Here is a 22144-nt window from a genome sequence, read left to right as displayed (position 1 = left end):
ATGCGCCATATTATTTCTGTCTTGCTGGAAAACGAAGCGGGCGCCCTGTCGCGCGTGGTGGGCCTGTTCTCGGCACGCGGCTACAACATCGAAACCTTGACGGTGGCGCCGACGGAAGACTCGACCCTGTCGCGCATGACCATCGTCACCAGCGGTTCGGACGACATCATCGAGCAGATCACCAAGCACTTGAACCGCCTCATCGAAGTGGTGAAAGTGGTGGACCTGACCGAAGGCCAGCATATCGAACGCGAGTTGATGCTGATCAAGGTTCGTGCCGTGGGCAAGGAGCGCGAGGAAATGAAGCGCACCGCCGATATCTTCCGTGGCCGCATCATCGATGTCACCGAAAAGACGTACACGATCGAACTGACCGGCAACAAGGTCAAGCTCGACGCGTTCATCGATTCGATCGACCGCGCCGCCATCTTGGAAACCGTCCGCACCGGTGGTTCCGGTATCGGCCGCGGCGAACGCATCCTTAAAGTATAAAAGCACACAGCAGCATTACGCGGCCCTGGCGCCGCATTTAAAACAACAACGCATCATCAAATTATAGGAAATACCATGAAAGTTTTTTACGACAAAGACGCTGACCTCTCCTTGATCAAAGGCAAAAACGTTGCCATCATCGGCTACGGTTCGCAAGGCCACGCGCACGCACAAAACTTGAACGATTCGGGCGTCAACGTCACCGTCGGCCTGCGCAAGGGCGGCGCTTCGTGGACCAAGGTCGAGCAAGCCGGCCTGAAAGTAGCAGAAGTCAATGACGCCGTGAAAGCAGCTGACGTCATCATGATCTTGCTGCCAGATGAAAACATCGCCCAGGTCTATAACGAAAACATCGCCCCGTTCGCCAAGCAGGGCGCCGTCCTGGCCTTTGCCCACGGCTTCAACGTGCATTACGGCCAAGTCGTGCCACGCGCCGACCTGGACGTGATCATGGTCGCGCCGAAAGCCCCGGGCCACACCGTGCGCGCTACCTACACGCAAGGTGGCGGCGTGCCCCACCTGATCGCCGTGTACCAGGACAAATCGGGCATCGCCCGCGATATCGCCCTGTCGTACGCCTCGGCCAACGGCGGCGGCCGTGCCGGCATCATCGAAACGAACTTCCGCGAAGAAACCGAAACGGACTTGTTCGGCGAACAGGCCGTGCTGTGCGGCGGCGCCGTTGAACTGATCAAGGCCGGTTTCGAAACCCTGACGGAAGCGGGCTACGCTCCTGAAATGGCCTACTTCGAGTGCTTGCACGAACTGAAACTGATCGTCGACCTGATCTATGAAGGCGGCATCGCCAACATGAACTACTCGATCTCGAACAACGCCGAATACGGCGAATACGTGACCGGTCCTAAAGTCGTGACGTCGGCCACCAAGGATGCGATGCGTCAATGCCTGAAAGACATTCAAACGGGTGAGTACGCGAAGAGCTTCATCCTGGAAAACAAGGCTGGCGCACCGACCCTGATCTCGCGTCGCCGTCTGACGTCCGAGCACCAGATCGAAGAAGTGGGCGCAAAACTGCGCGCCATGATGCCTTGGATCGCCAAGAACAAGATGGTTGACCAGTCGAAGAACTAAGTAGTCTGTTGCATAGCAAAGCCGGCGCCAGCCGGCTTTTTTTATGCGCAGGCGCTAGGCAGGGAACATCCGTTACAATCAGGGCCATTTAAAAATACCGTCAGCACCATGCTTGTTTTTTCTAAAGTTTTTGTTGGGAATCTTCATGTGATCAAGCGCCCCGTCTCGGTTGCCCTCAGCTGCTGGTTTCTGTTCATCGGCTCGCTGTCATCCCTGGTGTCGGCTTACCTCGGCCGCAACGATCCCGCCATGCTGGCGTGGATGGCGCGCAGCGCGATTCCCGCCGAGGTGCAATACGCGCTGTTGCTCGCCAGTCTTGGCATTACCCTGGTGGCAGCGGTGGCCATGCTGCAAAGGCAGCGTGGCGCGCGCACTGTTTATCTGGTGTGGGGCGTGATCGACATTGCGCTCAGCCTGGCGACCGTGCCGCTCAAGATGAACGTCTTGCCTGGCGCGCTCACGTTCGTCGTCATCTGTGCCTTCCTGTTCAGTCCGAAATCGAATGCCTGGTTTTCGCCACGCAAGGCGGCCAATGATGCCTGCATGACGCCAGCGTGAGCATGGCTGTTTGAACACGGCTTTTTTCCTGCGCACGCTGTTGCTGCGTTTGCGCTACAATTCCGCCCTTCCTTTGCAGTTGCGCTCGCTACTGCATCTGTTTCGGTTTCTGCCGACCGCAACGCGCATTACCGCTGTTTTAATCGCACGCCAGGCTCGTTGAAACGTCGCCTGCGCAACCCGAGGTACCCACATGACTGACCGTTTGACCGCTGCAGTGCCTGTTTCAGGCCCTGCTGGCACTTCCATTTCCCAACGCTTTCCGCTGGCCGCCTTGCTGGCGCTGGCGATGACCAGCTTTATCGCCATCCTGGCCGAAACCTTGCCCGCCGGCCTGCTGCCGCAGATTTCACAGGGCCTCGGCATTTCCGAAGTCATGACGGGCCAGCTCGTCACGGTGTTTGCGATCGGCTCCATCCTGACAGCCATCCCCTTGACCGCCATGACCAGCGGCTGGCGCCGCCGCAAGGTGCTGCTGCTGGCCGTCGGCGGCTTCCTGCTCTTCAATACCATGACGGCACTGGCGCCTAACTACATGGTGGCGCTGGCCTCGCGTTTCCTGGCCGGCATGGCCGCCGGGCTGGCCTGGGGCTTGATGGCCGGCTATGCGCGCCGCATGGTGTCCGTCGAACAGCAGGGCAGGGCGATGGCGATCGCCATGATCGGCACGCCGCTGGCCCTGTCGCTGGGCGTGCCGCTGGGTACGTTGATGGGCGGCGTGCTGGGCTGGCGCAGTATCTTCGGCATCATGTCCGGCCTGACCGTGGTGCTGGTCGCCTGGATACTGGCTGCCGTGCCCGACTATCCAGGGCAAAAGAATGGCGAACGCCTGTCGATACGCCAGGTGTTCATGACGCCGGGCGTGCGGCCGATTCTGTTTGTCATCGTCGCCTGGATGCTGGCACATAACATTTTATATACGTATATCGCACCGTTCCTGGCGCCGTCCGGCTTGCGCCCCCGCATCGACCTGGTGCTGCTCGTGTATGGCGTGGGGTCCCTGGCGGGCATCTGGCTGGTCAGCCGGCTGATCGACCGCTGGCTGCGCCCGCTCGTGCTGGGCTGTATCGCCGCCCTTGCCCTCGTGGTGGTGGCGCTGGGGCTGGCGATGGATTCGCCCGCCGTCATCTATATCAGCATGGCCATCTGGGGCATCACCTTCGGCGGCGCCGGCACCCTGCTGCAGACGGCGTCGGCGGACGCGGCCGGCGATGGCATGGATGTGGCGCAAGCGATGGTGGCGACCATCTGGAACGTGGCCATCGCGGGCGGCGGCCTGGCCGGCGGTTTGCTGCTCGACGGCTATGGCGCGGCATCGTTCCCGTGGGCCATGCTGGCCTTGCTGCTGGTGGCATTGACTATCGCATGGCGCGCGCACCGCCACAGTTTCAAGCCGGGCCGGCGCAGCGGCGGCGCGGTGGTGAGTCACTAAGAACACTGTTATTTTGAATGGCAGTGTATTGAAATGTGAGCAGATGTGACTGGTCAGCACATTTTGTGACGATTTGTTAATTTGCGCCACGGGAACGAATGAGGCGTTAGAATCTACACAGTTTGACAAGTTTCTCAGGCGAAAGGGGTGGCAAAAGCACCCCCTTCGCGGACTGTCAGCCATATTAACTACCTAGGAGTACCCCATGACCGTGATGAAATCCGTCCTTGTTGCCGCCGCAGCCACCGTTGCCCTGAGCGCGCAAGCCCACGCACAAGCTCAAACCCTGCCAACCAACGGCACCCTGGTGGTCGTACCCGCATTTGGCGAAGTCAAGCATGTCAATGACCAGGTGGTCGCTACCCTGGCCGTGGAAGAACAGGACAAGGACAAGGCTGCCGCCGCGTCGAGAGTCAACCAGAAGATGAACAAGGGCATCGCCATCGTCAAGCAGGCCGATCCGTCGGCGGCACTGAAATCGTACGGTTACTACACCTATCCCGTGTACCCGGAAGAGCGTCCACTGCCGGCTGGCGCCGTCGCCAAGCCGCGTTTGCCAACGGCCTGGCGCGTCGGTCAGTACCTGGAAGTGACGACGGCCAATCTGGCGTCCCTGCCAAAAACCGTGTCGGCGGCGCAAGGCGTGCTGACCCTGAATGGCTTGAATTTCGGCTTGAAGCCGGAAACCATCCGCCTGCTGGACGACCAGCGCATCGCCGCCACGTATAAAAACCTGAACGAGCGCGTGGCCGCCATCGCCAAGGCCATGGGCCGCAATGTCTCCGACGCCGTACTCGATACGGTGGACTTCGAAGGTTCGGGTAACTACGCCACCGAAAGCCGTCCTGCCGCCGCACCGATGATGATGCGCAGCGCCAAGATGGCCGAAGACAGCACCGTCGCCGAACCGAGCTTCGAGCCGGGCGAAACGACGCTCGACATGCGTGTCGTCGGCAAGGTCAAGTTCAAGTAAGATTGCCAAAGCGAAAAGATTTTCGCGTTAGCATGTTTTAAGAAATCATGGGGCTGTTGGCCCCATGGTCGTTTTTGCCCCATTATTTTCCAGGAGAACACCATGACCGTCATGAAAGCTATGCTGGCTGCCGCCGCCGCTACCGTTGCCCTGTCCGCCCAAGCGCAAAGCCTGCCCACCTCCGGCACCCTCGTGGTGGTGCCCGCCAACGGCGAAGTGGTGCACGCGAACGACCAGGTGACCGTCACCCTGGCCATCGAAGAGCAGGACAAGGACAAGGCCGCTGCCGCCTCGCGCGTCAACCAGAAGATGAACCAGGGCGCGGCCATCGTCAAGAAAGCCGATCCGCAAGCCGTGCTGAAGACCCAGGGCTATTACACGTATGCCGTGTACCCGGAAACGGCGCCCCTGCCGCCGGGCGTCGCCGCCAAGCCAAGAGTGCCGACCGGCTGGAGAGTGGGCCAGTATCTGCAGGTGACGACGACGAATCTGGCCGCCTTGCCGAAAACCGTTTCCGCAGCGCAAGGCGTGCTGACCCTGAACCGCCTGAACTTCGGCCTGGCGCCCGCCACGGTCCGCAAGCTCGATGACCAGCGCATCGCCGCCGCGTACAAGAACTTGAACGAGCGCGTGGCCGCCATCGCCGGCGCCATGGGCCGCAATGTCAATGACGCCGTCATCGATACCATCGATTTCGAGGGCTCGGGCAATTACGCGCAGCGCGTCAGCGTGGCCGGCGCGCGCAACATGAGCGCCGACTCCATGGGCTATGGCGGCAACCAGGTGGCCGAACCGAGCTTCGAACCAGGCGAAACGACACTCAACATGGGCCTGGTGGCGAAGGTCAAGTTCAAATGATGCTTGAATAGGCGTCAATATTGCCAGCTTGACGCCGCCGCGCTTTTCTTTGGCGGTGGCTCCTCTATAATGGCAACATCGGCAGGCGCATGCCGCAAGACGAATGCGCCTGCCATCTGGCACCGAATCCCCCGCAGTACACAAGATATGGAACAACATGGCAAACTTCCCCCGTCGTAGAGGCAAGAACGGCACCCCCGCAGTATCCAAAGCGTCCCGCTTCAGCAAATTCGTGCGCCAGCCGGTGACCGATGGCACTGGCAAGAAAACCTTGCCCCGCCGCGGCATCTATCTGTTGCCGAACGCCTTCACGACGGCAGCCCTGTTTTGCGGCTTCTACGCCATCGTCATGGCCATGAACCAGAAATTCGAACACGCGGCCTGGGCGATCTTTATCGCCATGATCCTCGACGGCCTCGATGGCCGCATCGCCCGCCTGACGAATACGCAGAGCGAATTCGGCGCCCAGTACGACAGCCTGTCCGACATGGTGTCGTTCGGCGCCGCGCCGGCACTGGTGATCTATGAATGGTCGCTGCGCGGCATGGGTAAACTGGGCTGGCTGGCCGCCTTCGTGTATTGCGCCGGCGCCGCCTTGCGCCTGGCCCGCTTCAACACGAATATCGCCGTGGTCGACAAGCGCTTCTTCCAGGGCTTGCCCAGCCCGGCAGCGGCGGCCATGGTGGCCGGCTTTATCCTGCTGATGAACGACCTGGAATTTGCCGGCAACCAGCTGGCCTGGGTATCGTGGACGATCGCCCTGTTCTCGGGCCTGACCATGGTCACCAACGTGCCGTTCTACAGCTTCAAGGATGTGAATTTCCGCAAGTCCGTGCCCTTCATCGTGGTATTCCTGCTGGCATTGTTCTTCGCGCTCATATCCATCGATCCGCCGAAAGTGCTGTTCCCGATTTTCGTCGCCTATGGCCTGTCCGGCTACGCCGTGTTTTTCTGGCGCATGGCGAAGGGCAAGCCCGTCAGTATCATCCAGACCGACCACGAGCATTGATGCGCTGAGTCGGTAGCGTCGCCAGTCTTCAGCCAGCCAGGAGCAGCCATGAACACCAGCAACCGACTCATCATTTTTGACACCACCTTGCGCGACGGCGAGCAATCGCCGGGCGCCTCCATGACGCGCGAGGAAAAGCTGCGCATAGCCAAGCAGCTCGAACGCATGAAGGTCGATGTGATCGAGGCGGGCTTCGCCGCTGCCTCGCAGGGCGACTTCGAGTCGATACGGGCGATTGCCGGCGCCGTGCGCGAATCCACCATCTGCTCGCTGTCGCGCGCCAACGACCGCGACATCGCCCGCGCCGCCGAAGCCCTGGCGCCAGCCGAGCGCAAGCGCATCCATACGTTTATTGCCACTTCGCCCCTGCACATGCAGATGAAACTGCGCATGACGCCCGAGCAAGTGCTTACGCAGGCGCAAAACGCCGTGCGCTACGCGCGCCAGTTCACGGACGACATCGAATTCAGCCCCGAAGACGGCAGCCGCTCCGACGAGGATTTTTTGTGCCGCGTGCTGGAAGCCGTGATCGCCGAAGGCGCCACCACCATCAATTTCCCCGACACGGTGGGTTACGCCGTGCCTGAAATCTTTGGCAATACCATCAAGCGTTTGCGCGAACGCATACCGAACTCCGATAAAGCCATCTGGTCCGTGCATTGCCATAACGACCTGGGCCTGGCAGTCGCCAATTCGCTGGCCGGCGTCATGATCGGTGGCGCGCGGCAGATCGAATGCACGGTCAATGGACTCGGCGAGCGGGCCGGCAACACGGCGCTGGAAGAAGTGGTAATGGCGCTGCGCACGCGCGCCGCCTATTACAACTTGACGGTGGGCATCGATACAACGCAAATCGTGGCCGCATCAAAAATGGTGTCGCAAATTACGGGCTTTGCCGTGCAGCCGAACAAGGCCGTCGTCGGCGCGAACGCCTTTGCGCACGCGTCCGGCATTCACCAGGATGGCATATTGAAAGCGCGCGAGACGTATGAAATCATGCGCGCCGAAGACGTGGGCTGGACGGCCAACAAGATCGTGTTGGGAAAACTGTCGGGCCGCAATGCTTTCAAACAGCGGCTGTACGAGCTGGGCATCGCGCTTGAATCCGAGGCGGAAATCAACGCCGCTTTCCTGCGTTTCAAGGAGCTGGCGGACCGGAAATCCGAGATTTTCGATGAAGACATCATGGCCCTCGTCAGTGAGGAACAGCAGGCGCAGGAGAGTGAGCACTACCGTTTCATTTCCTTGATGCAGCAGTCGACGACGGGCGCCGTGCCGCATGCGCGCGTGGAATTTCTCGTCGGCGGCGTGCAGCGCAGCTGCGAAGGGCAGGGCGACGGCCCCGTCGACGCCACAGTCAATGCCATCGAAAGCGCGGCCGCCAGCGGCGCGGAGGTGGTCTTGTTCTCCGTCAATGCCATCAGCACGGGCACGCAGTCGCAGGGCGAAGTGACGATGCGCCTGTCGCGCGACGGGCGCATCGTCAACGGCGTGGGCGCCGACCCGGACATCATCGTCGCGTCGGCCAAGGCGTATTTGGCGGCGCTCAACAAATTGCATGCCAAGGATGAGCGCATCGACCCGCAGCCGTAGGGAGGACGCCTGATTAAACCTACTGCGCGTCGCGCTTTGCGGCCGGCGATGCTCACCGTGCTTCAGCACGGCTGCGCTTCTCGGCCGCAAATCACTGCCGCTCGCTACGGTTTTATCAGGCGTCGTTGCGCCAGTAATATGTCACCAGAAAGACCGCCGCTCTTCCTTGTCCGGATCGGGCCCGTTCATCATCATGCGCACGATGCCGTCGTGGTCGAAGTGCACGTGCATCATGGAATCCCACACGCCCGATTCCTTGTAGCGGTAAGACCAGACGGTGAGTTTCGGGATGGACAGATAGGATTTTTCCGTCGGGCGGCCTAGGGTGTGCAGCACGTCTTGCTGGGTCGACACGCCCACCTTGATGCGGGCAAAGCCCGGCGTGTCGAGCACTTGCTCGTAGGAAATTAACTTGTCGTCGGGGCCGAAGCGGGCCATGTAGGTGTACTGGCCGTATGGGCCTGTCGCGTATTCCAGTTCCGGGCCCGTGGGCAATGTGTAGATGGCCGTCGGCCGGCCCAGGCGCGCTTCCACGGCGGCGCGCGGCTCGCCCGGCTGGGGAGGCGGGACGTTCCAGCTGGCGCAGCCGGCCAGCGCGGCAAACAGCAGCGGTGTTGCCAATTTGAGCAGTTTTTTCATGTTTGACCTCCTGAAATGCAGGAAAATCCTATCATGCACCGAGAAAAGGCCGCACGACAGGATACAGGCGGGCTTTTTTCCGATATACTTGCGCGTCTGGTTAGAAGCATAGGCCAGTATTTTAATAATCGTAGTTCACGGTGGATAGGGTTCAGACTCTGTGCACCGCATGTGAAAGGTTTATCATGACAGTAGAAAACATCAACAAAGCCGCTATCATCGCGGACAACGCACGTGGTCAAAACGACACCGGCTCCCCTGAAGTGCAAGTTGCACTGCTGACAGCTCGCATCAACGAACTGAACGGCCACTTCAAAGCCCACTCGAAAGATCACCACTCCCGCCGCGGCCTGATCATGATGGTCAACCGTCGTAAGAGCCTGTTGTCCTACCTGAAGGCTAAAGACGCTACCCGTTATCGCGACCTGATCGCTAAACTTGGTCTGCGCAAGTAATTTTTGCCGTACAAGGTTTATACAGAAATGCCTGCGCCAGTTCGCTGACGCGGGCATTTTGTCATTTGAAATCCGGATTTATATCTGTAAGTAAAGTATTCTCTTACCGATATCATGTTTTAAAAGTAAAGTAGTAAAGGCGGCAACGGTTTTTCCACCGCCTGTGGTGAGGTGAACGACAGCCCCTGAAAATCTGTCGGCAATTAGAAAAGGGATACCCCATGTTTAACAAAGTTACGAAAACCTTCCAGTACGGTCAACATCAGGTGACCCTGGAAACCGGCGAAATCGCACGTCAGGCATCCGGCGCAGTGCTGGTGTCGATCGAAGATACCGTCGTTCTGGCAACGGTAGTGGCACGCAAAGATGCCAAGCCAGGCCAGGATTTCTTCCCTTTGACGGTTGATTATGTTGAAAAAACCTATGCTGCCGGTAAAATCCCGGGCGGTTTTTTCAAGCGCGAAGGCCGTCCTTCCGAAAAAGAAACACTGACATCCCGTTTGATCGACCGTCCTATCCGTCCGCTGTTCCCGGAAGGCTACCTGAATGAAGTGCAAGTCATCATTCACGTGTTGTCGGTCAACCCTGAAATCGATCCGGACATCGCCGCCATGATCGGCGCCTCGGCTGCCCTGTGCGTATCGGGCGTGCCTTTCAGCGGTCCTATCGGCGCCGCGCGCGTTGGTTACGCCAACGGCCAGTACATCCTGAATCCAACCGTCCAGCAACTGAAAACGTCGGAAATGGACCTGGTTGTCGCCGGTACCGAAACGGCCGTGCTGATGGTCGAATCGGAAGCGAAACAGCTGTCCGAAGAAATCATGCTGGGCGCCGTGGTCTTCGGCCACGAGCAGATGAAAGTCGTCATCGACGCGATTCACGACCTGGTGCGTGACGGCGGCAAGCCGGAAGTGGAATGGGCGCCTGCGCCGAAAAACGAAGCACTGATCGCCCGCGTCGCGCATTTCGCCAACGCCAAGATCAATGACGCGTATCAAACCAAGGATAAGCAAGAGCGTACGGCCAAGCTGAAAGCGGCGACGTCGGAAGTGATCGCCGACCTGTCGGCTGAAGCGGCTGCTGCTGGCGGCGCCTCCATCGACAGCGCAGAAGTGAACAACATCCTGTTCGACATCGAAGCGAAAATCGTGCGTACGCAAATCCTGGACGGCGAGCCACGCATCGACGGCCGCGACACGCGCACCGTGCGTCCGATCTCGATCCGCACCAGCGTGCTGCCACGCACCCACGGTTCGGCCCTGTTCACGCGCGGCGAAACGCAAGCGCTGGTCGTCGCTACCCTGGGCACCGCCCGCGACAGCCAGAAGATCGATGCGCTGATGGGTGAGTTCACCGATTCGTTCATGCTGCATTACAACATGCCTCCGTTCGCCACCGGCGAAACGGGCCGTGTCGGTACGCCTAAACGCCGCGAAATCGGCCATGGCCGCCTGGCCAAGCGCGCGCTGATCGCCGCCCTGCCAGCAGCTGAAGAGTTCAGCTACTCGGTGCGCCTGGTATCGGAAATCACGGAATCGAACGGTTCCTCGTCGATGGCATCGGTGTGCGGCGGCTGCCTGGCACTGATGGACGCCGGCGTGCCGATGAAAGAACACGTGGCCGGTATCGCCATGGGCCTGATCAAGGAAGGCGGCAAGTTTGCCGTGTTGTCCGACATCCTGGGCGACGAAGATCACCTGGGCGACATGGACTTCAAGGTAGCCGGTACCCGCAACGGTATCACGGCGCTGCAGATGGACATCAAGATCATGGGCATCACCAAGGAAATCATGCAAGTGGCACTGGCGCAAGCCAAGGAAGGCCGCGAGCACATCCTGGGCGAAATGCAAAAAGCCATGCCGCACGTCAAAACCGAACTATCCGATTTCGCACCGCGTCTGATCACCATCAAGATCAACCCGGAAAAAATCCGTGACGTAATCGGCAAGGGCGGCGCCGTGATTCGCGCGCTGACCGAAGAGACGGGCACCCAGATCGACATCAGCGACGAAGGCGTGGTCACCATCGCTTCCGTTGACGCTGCTGCCGGCCAGGAAGCCAAGCGCCGCATCGAAGAACTGACCGCTTCCGTCGAAGTGGGCAAGACTTACGAAGGCACCGTGCTGAAACTGCTGGACTTCGGCGCCATCGTGCAAGTCATGCCAGGCAAAGACGGCTTGCTGCACATCAGCCAGATTGCCAACGAGCGCGTCAACGCCGTGGCCGACTACCTGAAAGAAGGCCAGCTGGTTCGCGTCAAAGTGCTGGAAACGGACGACCGCGGCCGCCTGAAGCTGTCGATGAAAGCTGCTGAAGGCAACGAAGCGCCAGCCGCTTAAGTTAGTCTGAATGCGGCTTCGGCCGCATGCTCAAAAACCGCCAGCGCGCAAGCCCTGGCGGTTTTTTTACGTCTTGTTTGCGCTGTATCGAAGGTGGATGCCGCCTTGCCCGCCTGTCTGCGCTGGCCTTGATGCAGCTCGCATCGGCCTGTTTTGCTCCTTGTAGATTTGGGATGGATATTCCCCTGAACGAGTCTTCCAAGGAGATGCAGCATGCGCACATTCTGCGGGCTGGCCGCCGCCTTTCTGCTTGCCGTCGCGCCCGGTGTCCGGGCGCAGCTGGACAACCCACCCACGCCGGTGCCGCTGCCCATCCCCATCGCTGCCGCGTCCGCAGCCATGCCGGCGCAAGACCTCGACGCCCTGCGCGCCGTGCATGCGCGCGAAATCAATGACCTCAGCACCTTCAAGACGGCGGGATTGCAGCGCGAAGCGATCGATCCCTATCTCGATAGCGGGGCAGGGCAGCAGTTCCTGCGCGAACTGCGCGCCGCCGATCCTGCCGCGCCGGCCGAGACGATTTACGCGCGGGCAGTCGAACAGCTTGCTTCCGGCAGTACCTTGCCCGACCTGCAAGCCATGTCGGCCGCGCTGGTGAAGATCGTGCCGCGTGGCCAGAATGTGTCGCCGTACTCGCCCTATTTCACCACCGGCGCGCAATTGCAGCTGGCGTCGGGCCGCTGTGCCAGCCTGGCCGACTGTTTTGGCTTGCCCTTGAAGAGCGAGGCGCCGCTGTATGATGTGTATCAGATCATGCCCAAGGGCACCGTCAACGTGTTCGTCAGCCAGGTGGCGCCGACGGAAGAGCTGGGCGGGCTGGTGCGCCGCCGTGGCGGTGCGCAACAATATCTGCTACCCAACCGTAGCTTATGGTCGGTCCCCGTGCTGATCGGCACGATCAAGAATTGAGGAGAGATGATGGAGCAACAGCGTTTGCAAGCCCATGCCGCCGAACTGGAACAATGGCTGGCCCGACTGGCACCCGTGGACGCTGAGGTGGCCGACTTGCGCAGCGCGCTGGGGCCACTGCTGGCGCAGGCGGCCGCCGGCGCCATGGCCGTGCCGTTGCCGTGGGGTGATATCCCGGGTGGGCGCTACTTTACCGAGGGCCGCTTGCGCCGCTACCCTGAGCTGGAGCAGGCATTTGCCCGCTTCCGCATCGAGGCGACGGGCGGCGAATCGCCGGCCTTGCGCAAGCTGCGCGGCGAGACGTAGTTAATATATGGTATCAATTGTTGTTTATGGGTAATTGAGAGTCGGTATTGCTTGACGACAAAATCTTATTCATCGACCATGGCGCATCCCTCCCGATTTTCTCTTTTTTTATTGGATGCACCATGTTGTCCTCCCTTAAGGCGCGGCTGATCGCCATCGCCGTTTCCATCGTCGTGCTGGCCATGCTGGCCGTCGCCATTGCCAATTTCTTCACTACGCGCTCAAGCACCCTGGCGGCGCTCGACACGCAGATGCTGCAGTTGTCGCACAGCCATGCGCAGGCCATCGCCGAATGGCTGCGTTCCAAGCAAGCCGTCGTGGCTTCGCTCAAGCAGGGCGCCACGGCGGCCGATCCGTTGCCGGCCCTGAAGGCGGCCGAGCAGGCGGGCACCTTTGACATGGCGTATATCGGCTTTGCCGACAAGCACGCCGTCTTTTCGCAAGAGCGCAAGCGCGCCGCCGACTACGATCCCACGGCGCGTCCCTGGTACAAGCTGGCCTCCGAAGCGGGCGGCCCCGTCATCACGGCACCGTATATCGGCGCCAGCACGGGCAAGCTGGTGGTGACGTTTGCCGAGCCGCTGGGCGGCAAGGGCAGCGTGACAAGCGTGATGGCGGCCGATGTGATGATGGATGCCGTGGTGCAAAACGTCGCCTCGATCAAGCCAACGGCGTCCAGCTACGCCTTCCTCGTCGATGGCGGCGGCAAGATCATCGCCCACCCGGACGGTAAGCTGACCCTGAAACCGCTGGCCGAGCTGGACCCGGGCTTGAGCGCGCAGGCGCTGGCCGAAATCGAAAAGAGCGGCGATGGCGCCGCCATTCGCCTCGGCGAACGTAACGGCATCTTGCATGTGAGTAAAGTGCCGGGCAGCGACTGGCTGCTGGCGACCGTGCTCGACCGCGCAGAAGCGACGCAGGCCCTGAGCTCCATGCTGCGCGCCTCGGCCCTGACGGCCTTGCTGGTGCTGGTCCTGGCCGCCACGGTATTGAGCGCGCTGGTGGCGCGCGCCTTGCGCCGTCTGGGGCTGGTGCGCGATGCGATGGAAGCGATCGCCACGGGCGACGGCGACTTGACCAGCCGCCTCGACGCGCAAGGTTCGGACGAGCTGGCGCAGATTGCCAAGGCGTTCAATTTGTTCGTCGAAAAGATCGCCACCGTACTGGTGCAGATCCGCAGCATCAGCACCCTGGTGCGCAGCGAATCAGCCGATATTGCCGCAGGAAACGCCGACCTGTCGTCACGCACGGAAGCGCAGGCGGGCGCGCTGGAAGAAACAGCCAGTTCGATGGATGAGCTGACCTCGACCGTCAAGCAGAATGCGGAAAACGCCCACGCAGCCAACGAGCTGGCCGTGTCCGCCTCGGAAGTGGCAGCCAAGGGCGGCCGCGTGGTGCAACAGGTGGTGGGCACCATGGCAGGCATCCAGGAAAGCTCGCGCAAGATCGTCGACATCATCGGCGTGATCGACGGCATCGCCTTCCAGACGAATATCCTGGCCCTGAACGCGGCCGTTGAGGCGGCACGCGCGGGCGAGCAGGGCAGGGGCTTTGCCGTGGTGGCATCTGAAGTGCGCAACCTGGCGCAAAGGTCTGCTGGCGCGGCCAAGGAAATCAAGGAATTGATCGGCGACTCGGTGGAGAAGGTGGATGCGGGCGGCCGCCTCGTCGATGAAGCGGGCCAGACCATGGACCAGGTGGTGGCGTCGGTGCAGCAATTGACGGCCATCATGAGCGAGATCACGGTGGCCAGCCGCGAACAGAGCGCCGGCATCGGCGAGATCAATACGGCCGTCACGCACATGGATACCATGACGCAGCAAAACGCGGCCCTCGTCGAGCAAGCCGCCGCTGCCGCGGAAAGCCTGCAGGAGCAGGCCGTGGACCTGGCGCAAGCTGTCGGCATGTTCCGCATGGGCGATGCGGGCCCTGCCGCGCCACCTGCGCCCGTGACGCGCCTCAAGGCCAGGCCAGCCGCTCCTGCACCGCGGGCGCCAGCCCGCGCGCTGTCGCCGGCCAAGCCCGTCAAGGCAGCCAAGTCGGGCGCAGACGAGTGGGAAGAGTTTTAAGCGCAGCAGTCGCGACGCTTATCGGCACGTTCATCCGCGTTTTTGTCAGGCCAGCCTGCCAAAAGCGCAGTTCGTCGCAATCGGCGTGTCTGCCGGGAGTGGTATGGCTATAGTGACACCATACCGCAAGCCCACTGCCAGACACCCGAGGAGATTCAAATGAACGTCGCTAAAAACATGGAAATCATTGCCGTCGCCGCCGTCATCCTGCTCAGCGCCAGCTGCTACGCCACCGCCCCGGCCGCCCCTGCCCTGCAAGTGGCCAGTTCCACGGCCACCCTGGCCGCGCCAGCGAACAAGGCTGCCATGCAAGTGGTGGTGGTCAAGGCCAAGCGCCTGACTGCCACAGAAAAAGCCCGTTTCGTATAATTGATTGTCAGCAATTTTTGCTGCTGCTACAGTGGCAGCCAGTGGCAATGCGCTGGAGCTCCACGAGGGCGCCGCGAAACATAAAAACAAGATACCGAGGATGCATTACATGAAAAAGACACTGCAACTGGCGCTGCTGTTCCTGGCGACTTTGGGCCTCGTGCGCGGCGCGGCCGCCGAGACCCGCTTGCTGGAAATGCGCAACGTCGACGCCCGCGTGGTGCGCGTCAAGCTCGATGGCGTAATGGAAGTGCGCATTCGCCAGGGCAACGTGCCTTCGCTGAGCATCACGGCCGACAAGCGCTACATCGCCGATGTCAGCACGGCGCAAAGCGGCGACACCCTGCACATCGAAACGGAAGTGCGCGGCTTCAAGATCGGCCCGTCGTCGATCCGCGCCGACCTGGTCTTGCCGAACTTGCGCGAACTGAGCTCGGAAGGTTTTGGCAGCACGGATATCACGGGCTTCAAGGGCGAGGAACTGACCCTGTCGCTGGAAGGGGCGGGCAGCATCAAGCTGGTGGGCGACTACCGCAAGCTCAATGCCAGCCTGGGCGGCGTGGGCAGTATGCAGATATGGATAGGCAATAATGAGCGGGCCGAGCTGGACTTGCAGGGCGCCGGTTCCGTGGTACTGGGCGGGCGCGGGCGTATCCTGAAAGCCAGCCTGGGCGGCTTGGGCAGCCTGAATGCGCAGCAATTCGAAGCCGATGCCGTCAACCTGGAGTTGAGCGGCCTGGGCAACGCCACGGTGAATGCGCATACGAATGCCAAACTGAACTTGAGCGGCCTCGGTTCGGTGGTGGTGTACGGCAAGCCGGCCAACCGCGATGTCAGCGTAGAGGGCCTGGGCAAAGTTAGCTGGAAATAAAAGCATCCTGCCGCAGGCCTTTGGCAGGACAAGAATAAGTAGTCAGACCACATCCCATTCCGATGAAAAAACTGATCATTACATTACTCATGCTGTTGACGATACAGCTACCCGCGCGGGCTGGCTTCGCCGAAGGCGCCAGTGCCTACAACAACAAGAATTACACGCTAGCCTACAAGGAAATATTGCCACTGGCCAAGACTGGCAACGCCGATGCCCAGCATTTGCTGGGCTTGATGTATTACATGGGACGGGGCTTGCCGCAGGATTACAAGCAAGCCATGTTCTGGCACCGCAAGGCGGCCGAGCAGGGCAAGGCCGATGCCCAGTACGTGGTGGGCGCCATGTATTACACGGGCAACGCCGTGCTGCAAGACCACAAGCAGGCCGTGGGCTGGTTCCGCAAGGCGGCCGAGCAGAACCATGCCGAGGCGCAGCAGGTGCTGGGCCTGATGTACCGTTACCACATGGGCGGCGTGCAGCAGGATAACGTCATCGCCTACATGCTGTGGAACCTGGCGGCGGCGAATGGCAACGCGAATGCGGCCGACCAGCGCGCCGCCGTGGTGCGCAAGATGACGCATGAGCAAGTTGAGGAAGGGCAGGCCCTGTCGGCGAAATGGAAGCCGGGCACGCCCTTGCCGCGCCAGTCGAAGACGGGCGCCGGTTAAGAGGATAGGGCGGCCTCAAGAGGGGGCCTGCAAGGGCAAGCGGCTTGGCGTACAATCGCCGTTTCCCCTTGAAAGAGTCCAGCCATGCGTGCAGTTGCCATCAGCCAGCCAGGTCCCGCCGACGTTTTGCAGATTGCGCAACGTCCCATGCCGCAATATAAGGCGAGCGAACTGCTGATCAAGGTGCACGCGGCAGGCATCAACCGCCCCGACGTGCTGCAGCGCCTGGGAAAATATGCGCCGCCAGCCGGCGCCTCCGACTTGCCCGGCCTGGAAGTGGCGGGCGAAGTCGTCGATGGCGATTTCAGCAACACTGAATTCAGGAAGGGCGACCTGGTCTGCGCGCTGGTGCAAGGCGGCGGCTATGCCGAGTACTGTGCCGCGCCTGCCGGCCAGTGCCTGCCCTTGCCGAAAGGCTTGACGGCGCTGGAAGGCGCGTCCCTGCCGGAAAACTTCTTTACCGTCTGGAGCAATGTGTTTGACCGTTGCGCGCTGGCCGATGGCGAAACCTTATTGGTGCAGGGCGGCACCTCCGGCATCGGCGTGGCGGCCATTCAATTGGCGGCTGCGCTCGGTCACCGCGTGTTCGCCACGGCCGGCAGCGACGAGAAGGCGCGCGCCTGCGAGGCGCTGGGCGCCGAACGGGGCATCAACTACCGCACGGAAGATTTCGTTGCCGTCGTCAAGGAATTGACCGCTGGCAAGGGTGTCGACGTCATCCTCGACATGGTGGGGGGCGACTACCTGCCGCGCGAAATCGACTGCCTGGCCGACGATGGCCGCATCGGCCTGATCGCCGTCCAGGGCGGCACCAAGGCCACCCTGGACCTGGGTCAAGTGCTGCGCCGCCGCCTGAGCATCAGCGGCTCGACCCTGCGCCCCCGTCCCGTCGCCTTCAAGGCGGCCATTGCGCACCACCTGCGCACGACTGTCTGGCCGCTGATCGAGGCGGGCAAGATCAAGCCCGTGATCTATCAAACTTTCCCGTTGGAAAAAGCCAACGAGGCGCATGCCTTGATGGAAGCGAGCACGCACGTGGGCAAGATCATGTTGCAAGTTGCCTGAAACGGGGCACTGCCTGTTTGACCGGCATCGGTGCCGGAGTTAGAATGACGGGTTATTAGAATTTAGGCTACTATGCGTCGCAAACTCGTCGTCGGTAATTGGAAAATGAACGGCAGTCGCACCTCGAACGCGGTGTTATTGTCTGAAATAGTTGCTGGCCTGGCTGCCTCTGGCGCCGCCAGCGCCGTCTGTGTGCCTGCGCCGTATCTGGCGCAGTGCCAGGCGCAATTGGCAGGCACGGCTCTCGGCTGGGGTGCGCAGGATGTTTCCGCGCACGCCAGCGGCGCCTACACGGGAGAAATCTCGACCGCCATGCTGCAGGATTTTGGCTGCAGCTATGTGGTGATCGGGCATTCCGAGCGCCGCGCCTACCATGGCGAGAGCGATGCGCAGGTGGCGGCCAAGACGGTTGCCGCGCTGGCGACGGGCATCACGCCTATCGTCTGCATCGGCGAGACGCTGGCGCAGCGCGAAGCGGGCCAGACCAATGCCGTGGTGGCGCAGCAACTGGGCGCCGTGCTGGCGGCCATTGGCGACGACGACGTGGCGAAACTGGTGCTGGCCTATGAGCCAGTCTGGGCTATTGGTACGGGCAAGACAGCCACGCCACAAATGGCGCAGGACGTGCATCAGGTATTGCGCGGCCAGCTGGTGGTAAAGAATGCGGTAGCGGCCGCCGGCGTGCAAATCCTGTACGGCGGCAGCATGAAGCCAGAGAACGCAAAAGAATTGATGGCGATGCCGGATATCGATGGCGGTCTGATCGGTGGAGCAGCATTGAAGGCGGCGGATTTCCTGGCGATTATTCACGCCGCTGATTGAATTACTTTAAACTAAGAATGGAATTGCAATGAACATGATGTTCAATCTGGTAGTGGTAGTACAGGTTATTTCGGCATTGTCGATTATCGCGCTGGTGTTGCTGCAGCACGGCAAGGGCGCCGACATGGGCGCCGCCTTCGGTTCGGGCGCTTCGGGCAGCCTGTTCGGTGCGACGGGTTCGTCGAACTTCATGTCGAAATCGACGGGCGTTGCCGCCGCGATCTTCTTCGGCGCCACCCTGGCCCTGTCGCTGATGGCCAATCAGCGCGCCACCACGGTGGGCGGCGGCGTGATGGATAAAGTCGTCAAGCCAGTGCCGGTCACCGGCGCGGGCGCGATCCCGACGACGGTGCCAGCAGCCCCTGCGGCGCCGGCGGCCAGCGCTCCGGCAGCGGCGGCACCGGTTGCCAGCACGCCGGCAGGCGCGATTCCGAAGTAAATTAGTGGTAACTGAGTGGTCGCTGAGTAGTATCTCGACACCTCATCGAGAGTAATTCTCATTACGGGCAGATTATTGCTCAATGTTTCAGCAGTGCGACAGGAAAAAATCGTGGCGCGCTGGAAGATGTAAAAATTTATCGTTTTTATCTGTGTTTTGATGCATTTGTGCATTAACTTTAGCGGCAAAGCAGAGTAGAATACGGGCCTTACCGCCGACGTGGTGAAATTGGTAGACACGCTATCTTGAGGGGGTAGTGGCGAAAGCTGTACGAGTTCGAGTCTCGTCGTCGGCACCAGAAATCAGAAGCCAGCAACGGCGCACGAGCCATGGCTCGTACAAAGTTGCTGGCTTTTTTTACGAGGATGTGTCGTTCGATCCTGGTCTTAGCTTTGATTGGGGTCGTGCGTTAGATACGCTGCAAATGATCGCAGCGTCCTCATTTAACCGATCGTTCAATATAAGCTTATCAATCGTGAACCTCGAAAATTACTTCCCCGTCCTGCTGTTTATTATTATCGGCCTTGGTGTCGGTATCGCTCCCCAGCTCCTGGGGCGCCTGTTAGGTCCTAACAAGCCCGACGCAGCAAAACTCTCCCCGTACGAATGTGGCTTTGAAGCATTCGAAGACGCGCGCATGAAATTTGATGTGCGCTACTATCTGGTCGCAATCCTGTTTATTTTGTTCGATCTGGAAACGGCATTCTTTTTCCCATGGGGCGTTGCAATGCGCGACCTGGGCTGGGCCGGTTTCGTCACGATGATGGTGTTCATCGCTGAATTCGTGGTCGGATTTTGGTACATTTGGAAGAAAGGTGCCCTTGACTGGGAATAAGCCATGGCTATTGAAGGCGTATTAAGCGAAGGTTTCATCACCACCTCGGCCGACAAGCTGATCAACTGGGCGCGCACCGGGTCTATGTTCCCGATGACGTTCGGTCTGGCCTGCTGTGCGGTCGAAATGATGCATGTGGGCGCAGCCCGCTACGATATGGACCGTTTCGGCGTCGTGTTTCGTCCGTCGCCGCGTCAGTCCGACGTCATGATCGTTGCCGGCACCCTGTGCAACAAGATGGCGCCGGCCTTGCGCAAGGTCTACGACCAGATGGCAGAGCCACGCTGGGTCATTTCGATGGGTTCCTGCGCCAATGGCGGCGGGTACTACCATTACTCCTACTCCGTGGTGCGCGGTTGCGACCGCATCGTGCCCGTTGACGTGTATGTGCCTGGCTGTCCTCCGACCGCCGAAGCCTTGCTGTACGGCATCATGCAGTTGCAGAACAAGATCAAGCGTACCAGCACGATCGCACGCTAACCGGGCCGCTTCAGATTATGACAACACATTTAGAAGTATTGCAAAACGCCCTCGGCACTGCCCTGGGCGATCGCGTTAGCACGACTGTTGCACTGGGCGAAGTCACCCTGGTCGTCAAGGCCGAGGACTATCTGGCCGTGATGCAGACCTTGCGCGACGATCCGACCCTGCATTTCGAGCAGTTGCTCGACCTGTGCGGCGTCGACTACTCGACCTATGGCGACGGTAGCTGGGATGGCCTGCGTTTTGCGGCCGTCTCGCACTTGCTGTCGGTCAAGCACAACTGGCGCGTACGCGTGCGCGTGTTCGCACCGGACGACGACATGCCGCTGCTGCCTTCCGTGGTGAACATCTGGCGTGCCGTCAACTGGTACGAGCGCGAAGCGTTCGACCTGCTGGGCATCCTCTTCGAAGGCCACAACGACTTGCGTCGCCTGCTGACCGACTACGGTTTTATCGGCCATCCGTTCCGCAAGGATTTCCCCGTCTCCGGCTATGTCGAGATGCGCTACGATCCGGAACAAAAGCGCGTGATTTACCAGCCCGTGACGATCGAGCCGCGGGAAAACGTGCCGCGCGTGATCCGCGAAGAACATTACGGGATGAAATAATGGCTGAGATTAAGAACTACACCCTGAACTTTGGGCCGCAGCATCCGGCCGCGCACGGTGTGCTGCGCCTGGTGCTGGAAATGGATGGCGAAGTCATCCAGCGCGCCGACCCGCATATCGGTCTGCTGCACCGCGCCACCGAAAAGCTGGCCGAGCAAAAGACCTATTTGCAATCCGTACCGTACATGGACCGTCTCGACTATGTGTCGATGATGTGCAATGAACATGCGTACGTGATGGCCATCGAAAAGATGCTGGGCCTGGAAGTGCCGCTGCGCGCGCAATACATCCGCGTCATGTTCGACGAGATGACGCGTATCCTGAATCACCTGATGTGGCTCGGTACCCACGCGCTGGACGTTGGCGCCATGGGTCCGTTCCTGTATTGCTTCCGCGACCGCGAAGACTTGTTCGACGCCTACGAGGCAGTCTCGGGCGCGCGCATGCACGCGGCTTACTACCGTCCGGGCGGCGTGTACCGCGACCTGCCGGATTCGATGCCGCAGCACAAGGCGTCGATCATCCGCAATGCCAAGGCGATCGGCAAGCTCAATGAAAACCGCCAGGGTTCCCTGCTGGACTTCATCGAAGACTTCGCGCGCCGTTTCCCGAATTCCGTGGACGAGTACGAAACCCTGCTGACCGACAACCGTATCTGGAAACAGCGTACCGTCGGCATCGGCGTGGTCTCGCCGGAAGATGCGCTGGCCATGGGCTTTACGGGCGCCATGTTGCGCGGCTCGGGCGTGCAGTGGGACTTGCGCAAGAAACAGCCGTACGAAGTGTACGACCTGATGGACTTCGACATTCCTATCGGCACCAACGGCGATTGCTACGACCGCTACCTGGTCCGCGTGGAAGAGCTGCGCCAGTCGAACCGCATCATCAAGCAATGCGTGGAGTGGCTGCGCAACAATGAAGGTCCTGTCATGACCAGCAACCGCAAGGTGGCGCCTCCGGGCCGCGTCGACATGAAGACCAACATGGAATCGCTGATTCACCACTTCAAGCTGTTTACGGAAGGTTTCCACGTGCCGCCAGGCGAGGCCTACAGTGCCGTGGAGCATCCGAAGGGCGAGTTCGGCGTGTATCTGGTGTCCGATGGCGCCAACAAGCCGTACCGCATGAAACTGCGCGCGCCAGACTACGCTCACTTGCAGTCGCTCGACGAGATGGCGCGTGGGCACATGCTTGCCGACGCCGTGACCATCATCGGGACGCAAGATATCGTGTTCGGCAGTATTGACCGCTAAGAGG

24 protein-coding genes and 1 tRNA gene are annotated in these 22144 nt (G+C 60.7%); 24 read left to right on the top strand and 1 reads right to left on the bottom strand.

Annotation, left to right across the window (positions count from 1 at the left end; all coding sequences use genetic code 11):
- From ilvN to ACQ4WY_RS06105, 8 genes are all read left to right on the top strand, one after another.
- Nucleotides 1-492, top strand: coding sequence for an acetolactate synthase small subunit (gene ilvN, locus ACQ4WY_RS06140; protein WP_010399754.1), 492 nt, complete (start codon nt 1-3; stop codon nt 490-492).
- Nucleotides 493-567: 75 nt separating this feature from the next.
- Nucleotides 568-1584: a ketol-acid reductoisomerase gene (gene ilvC, locus ACQ4WY_RS06135; protein WP_034750044.1), complete on the top strand. Its 1017-nt coding sequence runs from the start codon at nt 568-570 to the stop codon at nt 1582-1584.
- A 147-nt stretch (nt 1585-1731) separates the two neighbouring features.
- Nucleotides 1732-2142, top strand: coding sequence for a hypothetical protein (locus ACQ4WY_RS06130; protein ID WP_436503236.1), 411 nt, complete (start codon nt 1732-1734; stop codon nt 2140-2142).
- A gap of 193 nt (nt 2143-2335) precedes the next feature.
- Complete coding sequence (locus ACQ4WY_RS06125; RefSeq protein WP_436503235.1) at nt 2336-3574, top strand: MFS transporter; 1239 nt, start codon at nt 2336-2338, stop codon at nt 3572-3574.
- Nucleotides 3575-3779: 205 nt separating this feature from the next.
- Nucleotides 3780-4547: an SIMPL domain-containing protein gene (locus tag ACQ4WY_RS06120; RefSeq protein WP_353660739.1), complete on the top strand. Its 768-nt coding sequence runs from the start codon at nt 3780-3782 to the stop codon at nt 4545-4547.
- 102 nt (nt 4548-4649) lie between these two features.
- A complete protein-coding gene (locus ACQ4WY_RS06115) occupies nt 4650-5405 on the top strand; it encodes an SIMPL domain-containing protein (protein ID WP_436503234.1) in 756 nt (251 codons plus the stop codon).
- A 157-nt stretch (nt 5406-5562) separates the two neighbouring features.
- Entirely contained in the window at nt 5563-6414 is an 852-nt protein-coding gene (gene pssA / locus ACQ4WY_RS06110; RefSeq protein ID WP_436503233.1) for a CDP-diacylglycerol--serine O-phosphatidyltransferase, read from the top strand.
- A 48-nt stretch (nt 6415-6462) separates the two neighbouring features.
- A complete protein-coding gene (locus ACQ4WY_RS06105; RefSeq protein WP_436503232.1) occupies nt 6463-8007 on the top strand; it encodes a 2-isopropylmalate synthase in 1545 nt (514 codons plus the stop codon).
- A gap of 141 nt (nt 8008-8148) precedes the next feature.
- On the opposite strand, the gene bamE is transcribed toward ACQ4WY_RS06105, so the two are convergent.
- Entirely contained in the window at nt 8149-8646 is a 498-nt protein-coding gene (gene bamE / locus ACQ4WY_RS06100; RefSeq protein ID WP_436503231.1) for an outer membrane protein assembly factor BamE domain-containing protein, read from the bottom strand.
- 185 nt (nt 8647-8831) lie between these two features.
- Here bamE and rpsO point away from each other — a divergent pair, with 185 nt between their 5' ends.
- From rpsO to ACQ4WY_RS06020, 16 genes are all read left to right on the top strand, one after another.
- Entirely contained in the window at nt 8832-9101 is a 270-nt protein-coding gene (gene rpsO, locus ACQ4WY_RS06095; RefSeq protein ID WP_010399743.1) for a 30S ribosomal protein S15, read from the top strand.
- Between the two features lie 221 nt (nt 9102-9322).
- Entirely contained in the window at nt 9323-11440 is a 2118-nt protein-coding gene (gene pnp / locus ACQ4WY_RS06090; protein ID WP_353660744.1) for a polyribonucleotide nucleotidyltransferase, read from the top strand.
- A 213-nt stretch (nt 11441-11653) separates the two neighbouring features.
- Entirely contained in the window at nt 11654-12349 is a 696-nt protein-coding gene (locus ACQ4WY_RS06085; RefSeq protein WP_436503230.1) for a hypothetical protein, read from the top strand.
- Nucleotides 12350-12358: 9 nt separating this feature from the next.
- Nucleotides 12359-12655, top strand: coding sequence for a hypothetical protein (locus ACQ4WY_RS06080; RefSeq protein WP_436503229.1), 297 nt, complete (start codon nt 12359-12361; stop codon nt 12653-12655).
- A 122-nt stretch (nt 12656-12777) separates the two neighbouring features.
- Nucleotides 12778-14724, top strand: coding sequence for a methyl-accepting chemotaxis protein (locus tag ACQ4WY_RS06075; protein WP_436503228.1), 1947 nt, complete (start codon nt 12778-12780; stop codon nt 14722-14724).
- A gap of 159 nt (nt 14725-14883) precedes the next feature.
- Nucleotides 14884-15093, top strand: coding sequence for a hypothetical protein (locus tag ACQ4WY_RS06070; protein ID WP_436503227.1), 210 nt, complete (start codon nt 14884-14886; stop codon nt 15091-15093).
- A gap of 109 nt (nt 15094-15202) precedes the next feature.
- Complete coding sequence (locus ACQ4WY_RS06065; protein ID WP_436503226.1) at nt 15203-15964, top strand: GIN domain-containing protein; 762 nt, start codon at nt 15203-15205, stop codon at nt 15962-15964.
- A 62-nt stretch (nt 15965-16026) separates the two neighbouring features.
- Nucleotides 16027-16635, top strand: a complete 609-nt coding sequence (locus tag ACQ4WY_RS06060) for a tetratricopeptide repeat protein (RefSeq protein WP_099378290.1) — start codon at nt 16027-16029, stop codon at nt 16633-16635.
- Between the two features lie 84 nt (nt 16636-16719).
- Nucleotides 16720-17700, top strand: a complete 981-nt coding sequence (locus ACQ4WY_RS06055) for an NAD(P)H-quinone oxidoreductase (RefSeq protein WP_436503225.1) — start codon at nt 16720-16722, stop codon at nt 17698-17700.
- A gap of 72 nt (nt 17701-17772) precedes the next feature.
- Nucleotides 17773-18522, top strand: a complete 750-nt coding sequence (gene tpiA / locus ACQ4WY_RS06050; RefSeq protein WP_436503224.1) for a triose-phosphate isomerase — start codon at nt 17773-17775, stop codon at nt 18520-18522.
- 28 nt (nt 18523-18550) lie between these two features.
- Entirely contained in the window at nt 18551-18961 is a 411-nt protein-coding gene (gene secG / locus ACQ4WY_RS06045) for a preprotein translocase subunit SecG (protein WP_070255615.1), read from the top strand.
- A gap of 213 nt (nt 18962-19174) precedes the next feature.
- A tRNA-Leu gene (locus tag ACQ4WY_RS06040) sits at nt 19175-19259 on the top strand.
- A 177-nt stretch (nt 19260-19436) separates the two neighbouring features.
- Complete coding sequence (locus ACQ4WY_RS06035) at nt 19437-19796, top strand: NADH-quinone oxidoreductase subunit A (protein WP_010399734.1); 360 nt, start codon at nt 19437-19439, stop codon at nt 19794-19796.
- Nucleotides 19797-19799: 3 nt separating this feature from the next.
- On the top strand, nt 19800-20276 hold the full coding sequence (locus ACQ4WY_RS06030) for a NuoB/complex I 20 kDa subunit family protein (protein ID WP_010399733.1): 477 nt from the start codon (nt 19800-19802) through the stop codon (nt 20274-20276).
- A 17-nt stretch (nt 20277-20293) separates the two neighbouring features.
- Nucleotides 20294-20887: an NADH-quinone oxidoreductase subunit C gene (locus ACQ4WY_RS06025; RefSeq protein ID WP_101482092.1), complete on the top strand. Its 594-nt coding sequence runs from the start codon at nt 20294-20296 to the stop codon at nt 20885-20887.
- The gene (locus tag ACQ4WY_RS06020) at nt 20887-22140 is read left to right on the top strand and encodes an NADH-quinone oxidoreductase subunit D (RefSeq protein WP_436503223.1); all 1254 of its coding nucleotides are present in this window, start codon (nt 20887-20889) and stop codon (nt 22138-22140) included. Before ACQ4WY_RS06025 ends, ACQ4WY_RS06020 begins: the two co-directional genes overlap by 1 nt.
- Nucleotides 22141-22144 lie beyond the last annotated feature (4 nt).

The sequence above is a fragment of the Janthinobacterium salmonicoloratum genome, from assembly GCF_051380845.1.
Taxonomy (GTDB): Bacteria; Pseudomonadota; Gammaproteobacteria; order Burkholderiales; family Burkholderiaceae_D; genus Janthinobacterium; species Janthinobacterium lividum_F.
Note: the sequence above shows the minus strand (reverse complement) of the source record. Positions and strands in the feature narration are given on the sequence as shown.

What these genes read in the sequence shown, in the direction of transcription:
- ACQ4WY_RS06025 (WP_101482092.1), top strand. Translation starts at nt 20,294, where the DNA reads ATGACAACACATTTAGAAGTATTGCAAAACGCCCTCGGCACTGCCCTG.
- ACQ4WY_RS06125 (WP_436503235.1), top strand. Translation starts at nt 2,336, where the DNA reads ATGACTGACCGTTTGACCGCTGCAGTGCCTGTTTCAGGCCCTGCTGGC.
- pssA (WP_436503233.1), top strand. Translation starts at nt 5,563, where the DNA reads ATGGCAAACTTCCCCCGTCGTAGAGGCAAGAACGGCACCCCCGCAGTA.
- bamE (WP_436503231.1), bottom strand. Translation starts at nt 8,646, where the DNA reads ATGAAAAAACTGCTCAAATTGGCAACACCGCTGCTGTTTGCCGCGCTG.
- rpsO (WP_010399743.1), top strand. Translation starts at nt 8,832, where the DNA reads ATGACAGTAGAAAACATCAACAAAGCCGCTATCATCGCGGACAACGCA.
- ACQ4WY_RS06065 (WP_436503226.1), top strand. Translation starts at nt 15,203, where the DNA reads ATGAAAAAGACACTGCAACTGGCGCTGCTGTTCCTGGCGACTTTGGGC.
- ACQ4WY_RS06120 (WP_353660739.1), top strand. Translation starts at nt 3,780, where the DNA reads ATGACCGTGATGAAATCCGTCCTTGTTGCCGCCGCAGCCACCGTTGCC.
- ilvC (WP_034750044.1), top strand. Translation starts at nt 568, where the DNA reads ATGAAAGTTTTTTACGACAAAGACGCTGACCTCTCCTTGATCAAAGGC.
- ACQ4WY_RS06020 (WP_436503223.1), top strand. Translation starts at nt 20,887, where the DNA reads ATGGCTGAGATTAAGAACTACACCCTGAACTTTGGGCCGCAGCATCCG.
- tpiA (WP_436503224.1), top strand. Translation starts at nt 17,773, where the DNA reads ATGCGTCGCAAACTCGTCGTCGGTAATTGGAAAATGAACGGCAGTCGC.
- ACQ4WY_RS06105 (WP_436503232.1), top strand. Translation starts at nt 6,463, where the DNA reads ATGAACACCAGCAACCGACTCATCATTTTTGACACCACCTTGCGCGAC.
- ACQ4WY_RS06075 (WP_436503228.1), top strand. Translation starts at nt 12,778, where the DNA reads ATGTTGTCCTCCCTTAAGGCGCGGCTGATCGCCATCGCCGTTTCCATC.
- ACQ4WY_RS06030 (WP_010399733.1), top strand. Translation starts at nt 19,800, where the DNA reads ATGGCTATTGAAGGCGTATTAAGCGAAGGTTTCATCACCACCTCGGCC.
- ACQ4WY_RS06055 (WP_436503225.1), top strand. Translation starts at nt 16,720, where the DNA reads ATGCGTGCAGTTGCCATCAGCCAGCCAGGTCCCGCCGACGTTTTGCAG.
- pnp (WP_353660744.1), top strand. Translation starts at nt 9,323, where the DNA reads ATGTTTAACAAAGTTACGAAAACCTTCCAGTACGGTCAACATCAGGTG.
- ilvN (WP_010399754.1), top strand. Translation starts at nt 1, where the DNA reads ATGCGCCATATTATTTCTGTCTTGCTGGAAAACGAAGCGGGCGCCCTG.
- ACQ4WY_RS06085 (WP_436503230.1), top strand. Translation starts at nt 11,654, where the DNA reads ATGCGCACATTCTGCGGGCTGGCCGCCGCCTTTCTGCTTGCCGTCGCG.
- ACQ4WY_RS06080 (WP_436503229.1), top strand. Translation starts at nt 12,359, where the DNA reads ATGGAGCAACAGCGTTTGCAAGCCCATGCCGCCGAACTGGAACAATGG.
- ACQ4WY_RS06070 (WP_436503227.1), top strand. Translation starts at nt 14,884, where the DNA reads ATGAACGTCGCTAAAAACATGGAAATCATTGCCGTCGCCGCCGTCATC.
- ACQ4WY_RS06115 (WP_436503234.1), top strand. Translation starts at nt 4,650, where the DNA reads ATGACCGTCATGAAAGCTATGCTGGCTGCCGCCGCCGCTACCGTTGCC.
- secG (WP_070255615.1), top strand. Translation starts at nt 18,551, where the DNA reads ATGAACATGATGTTCAATCTGGTAGTGGTAGTACAGGTTATTTCGGCA.
- ACQ4WY_RS06060 (WP_099378290.1), top strand. Translation starts at nt 16,027, where the DNA reads ATGAAAAAACTGATCATTACATTACTCATGCTGTTGACGATACAGCTA.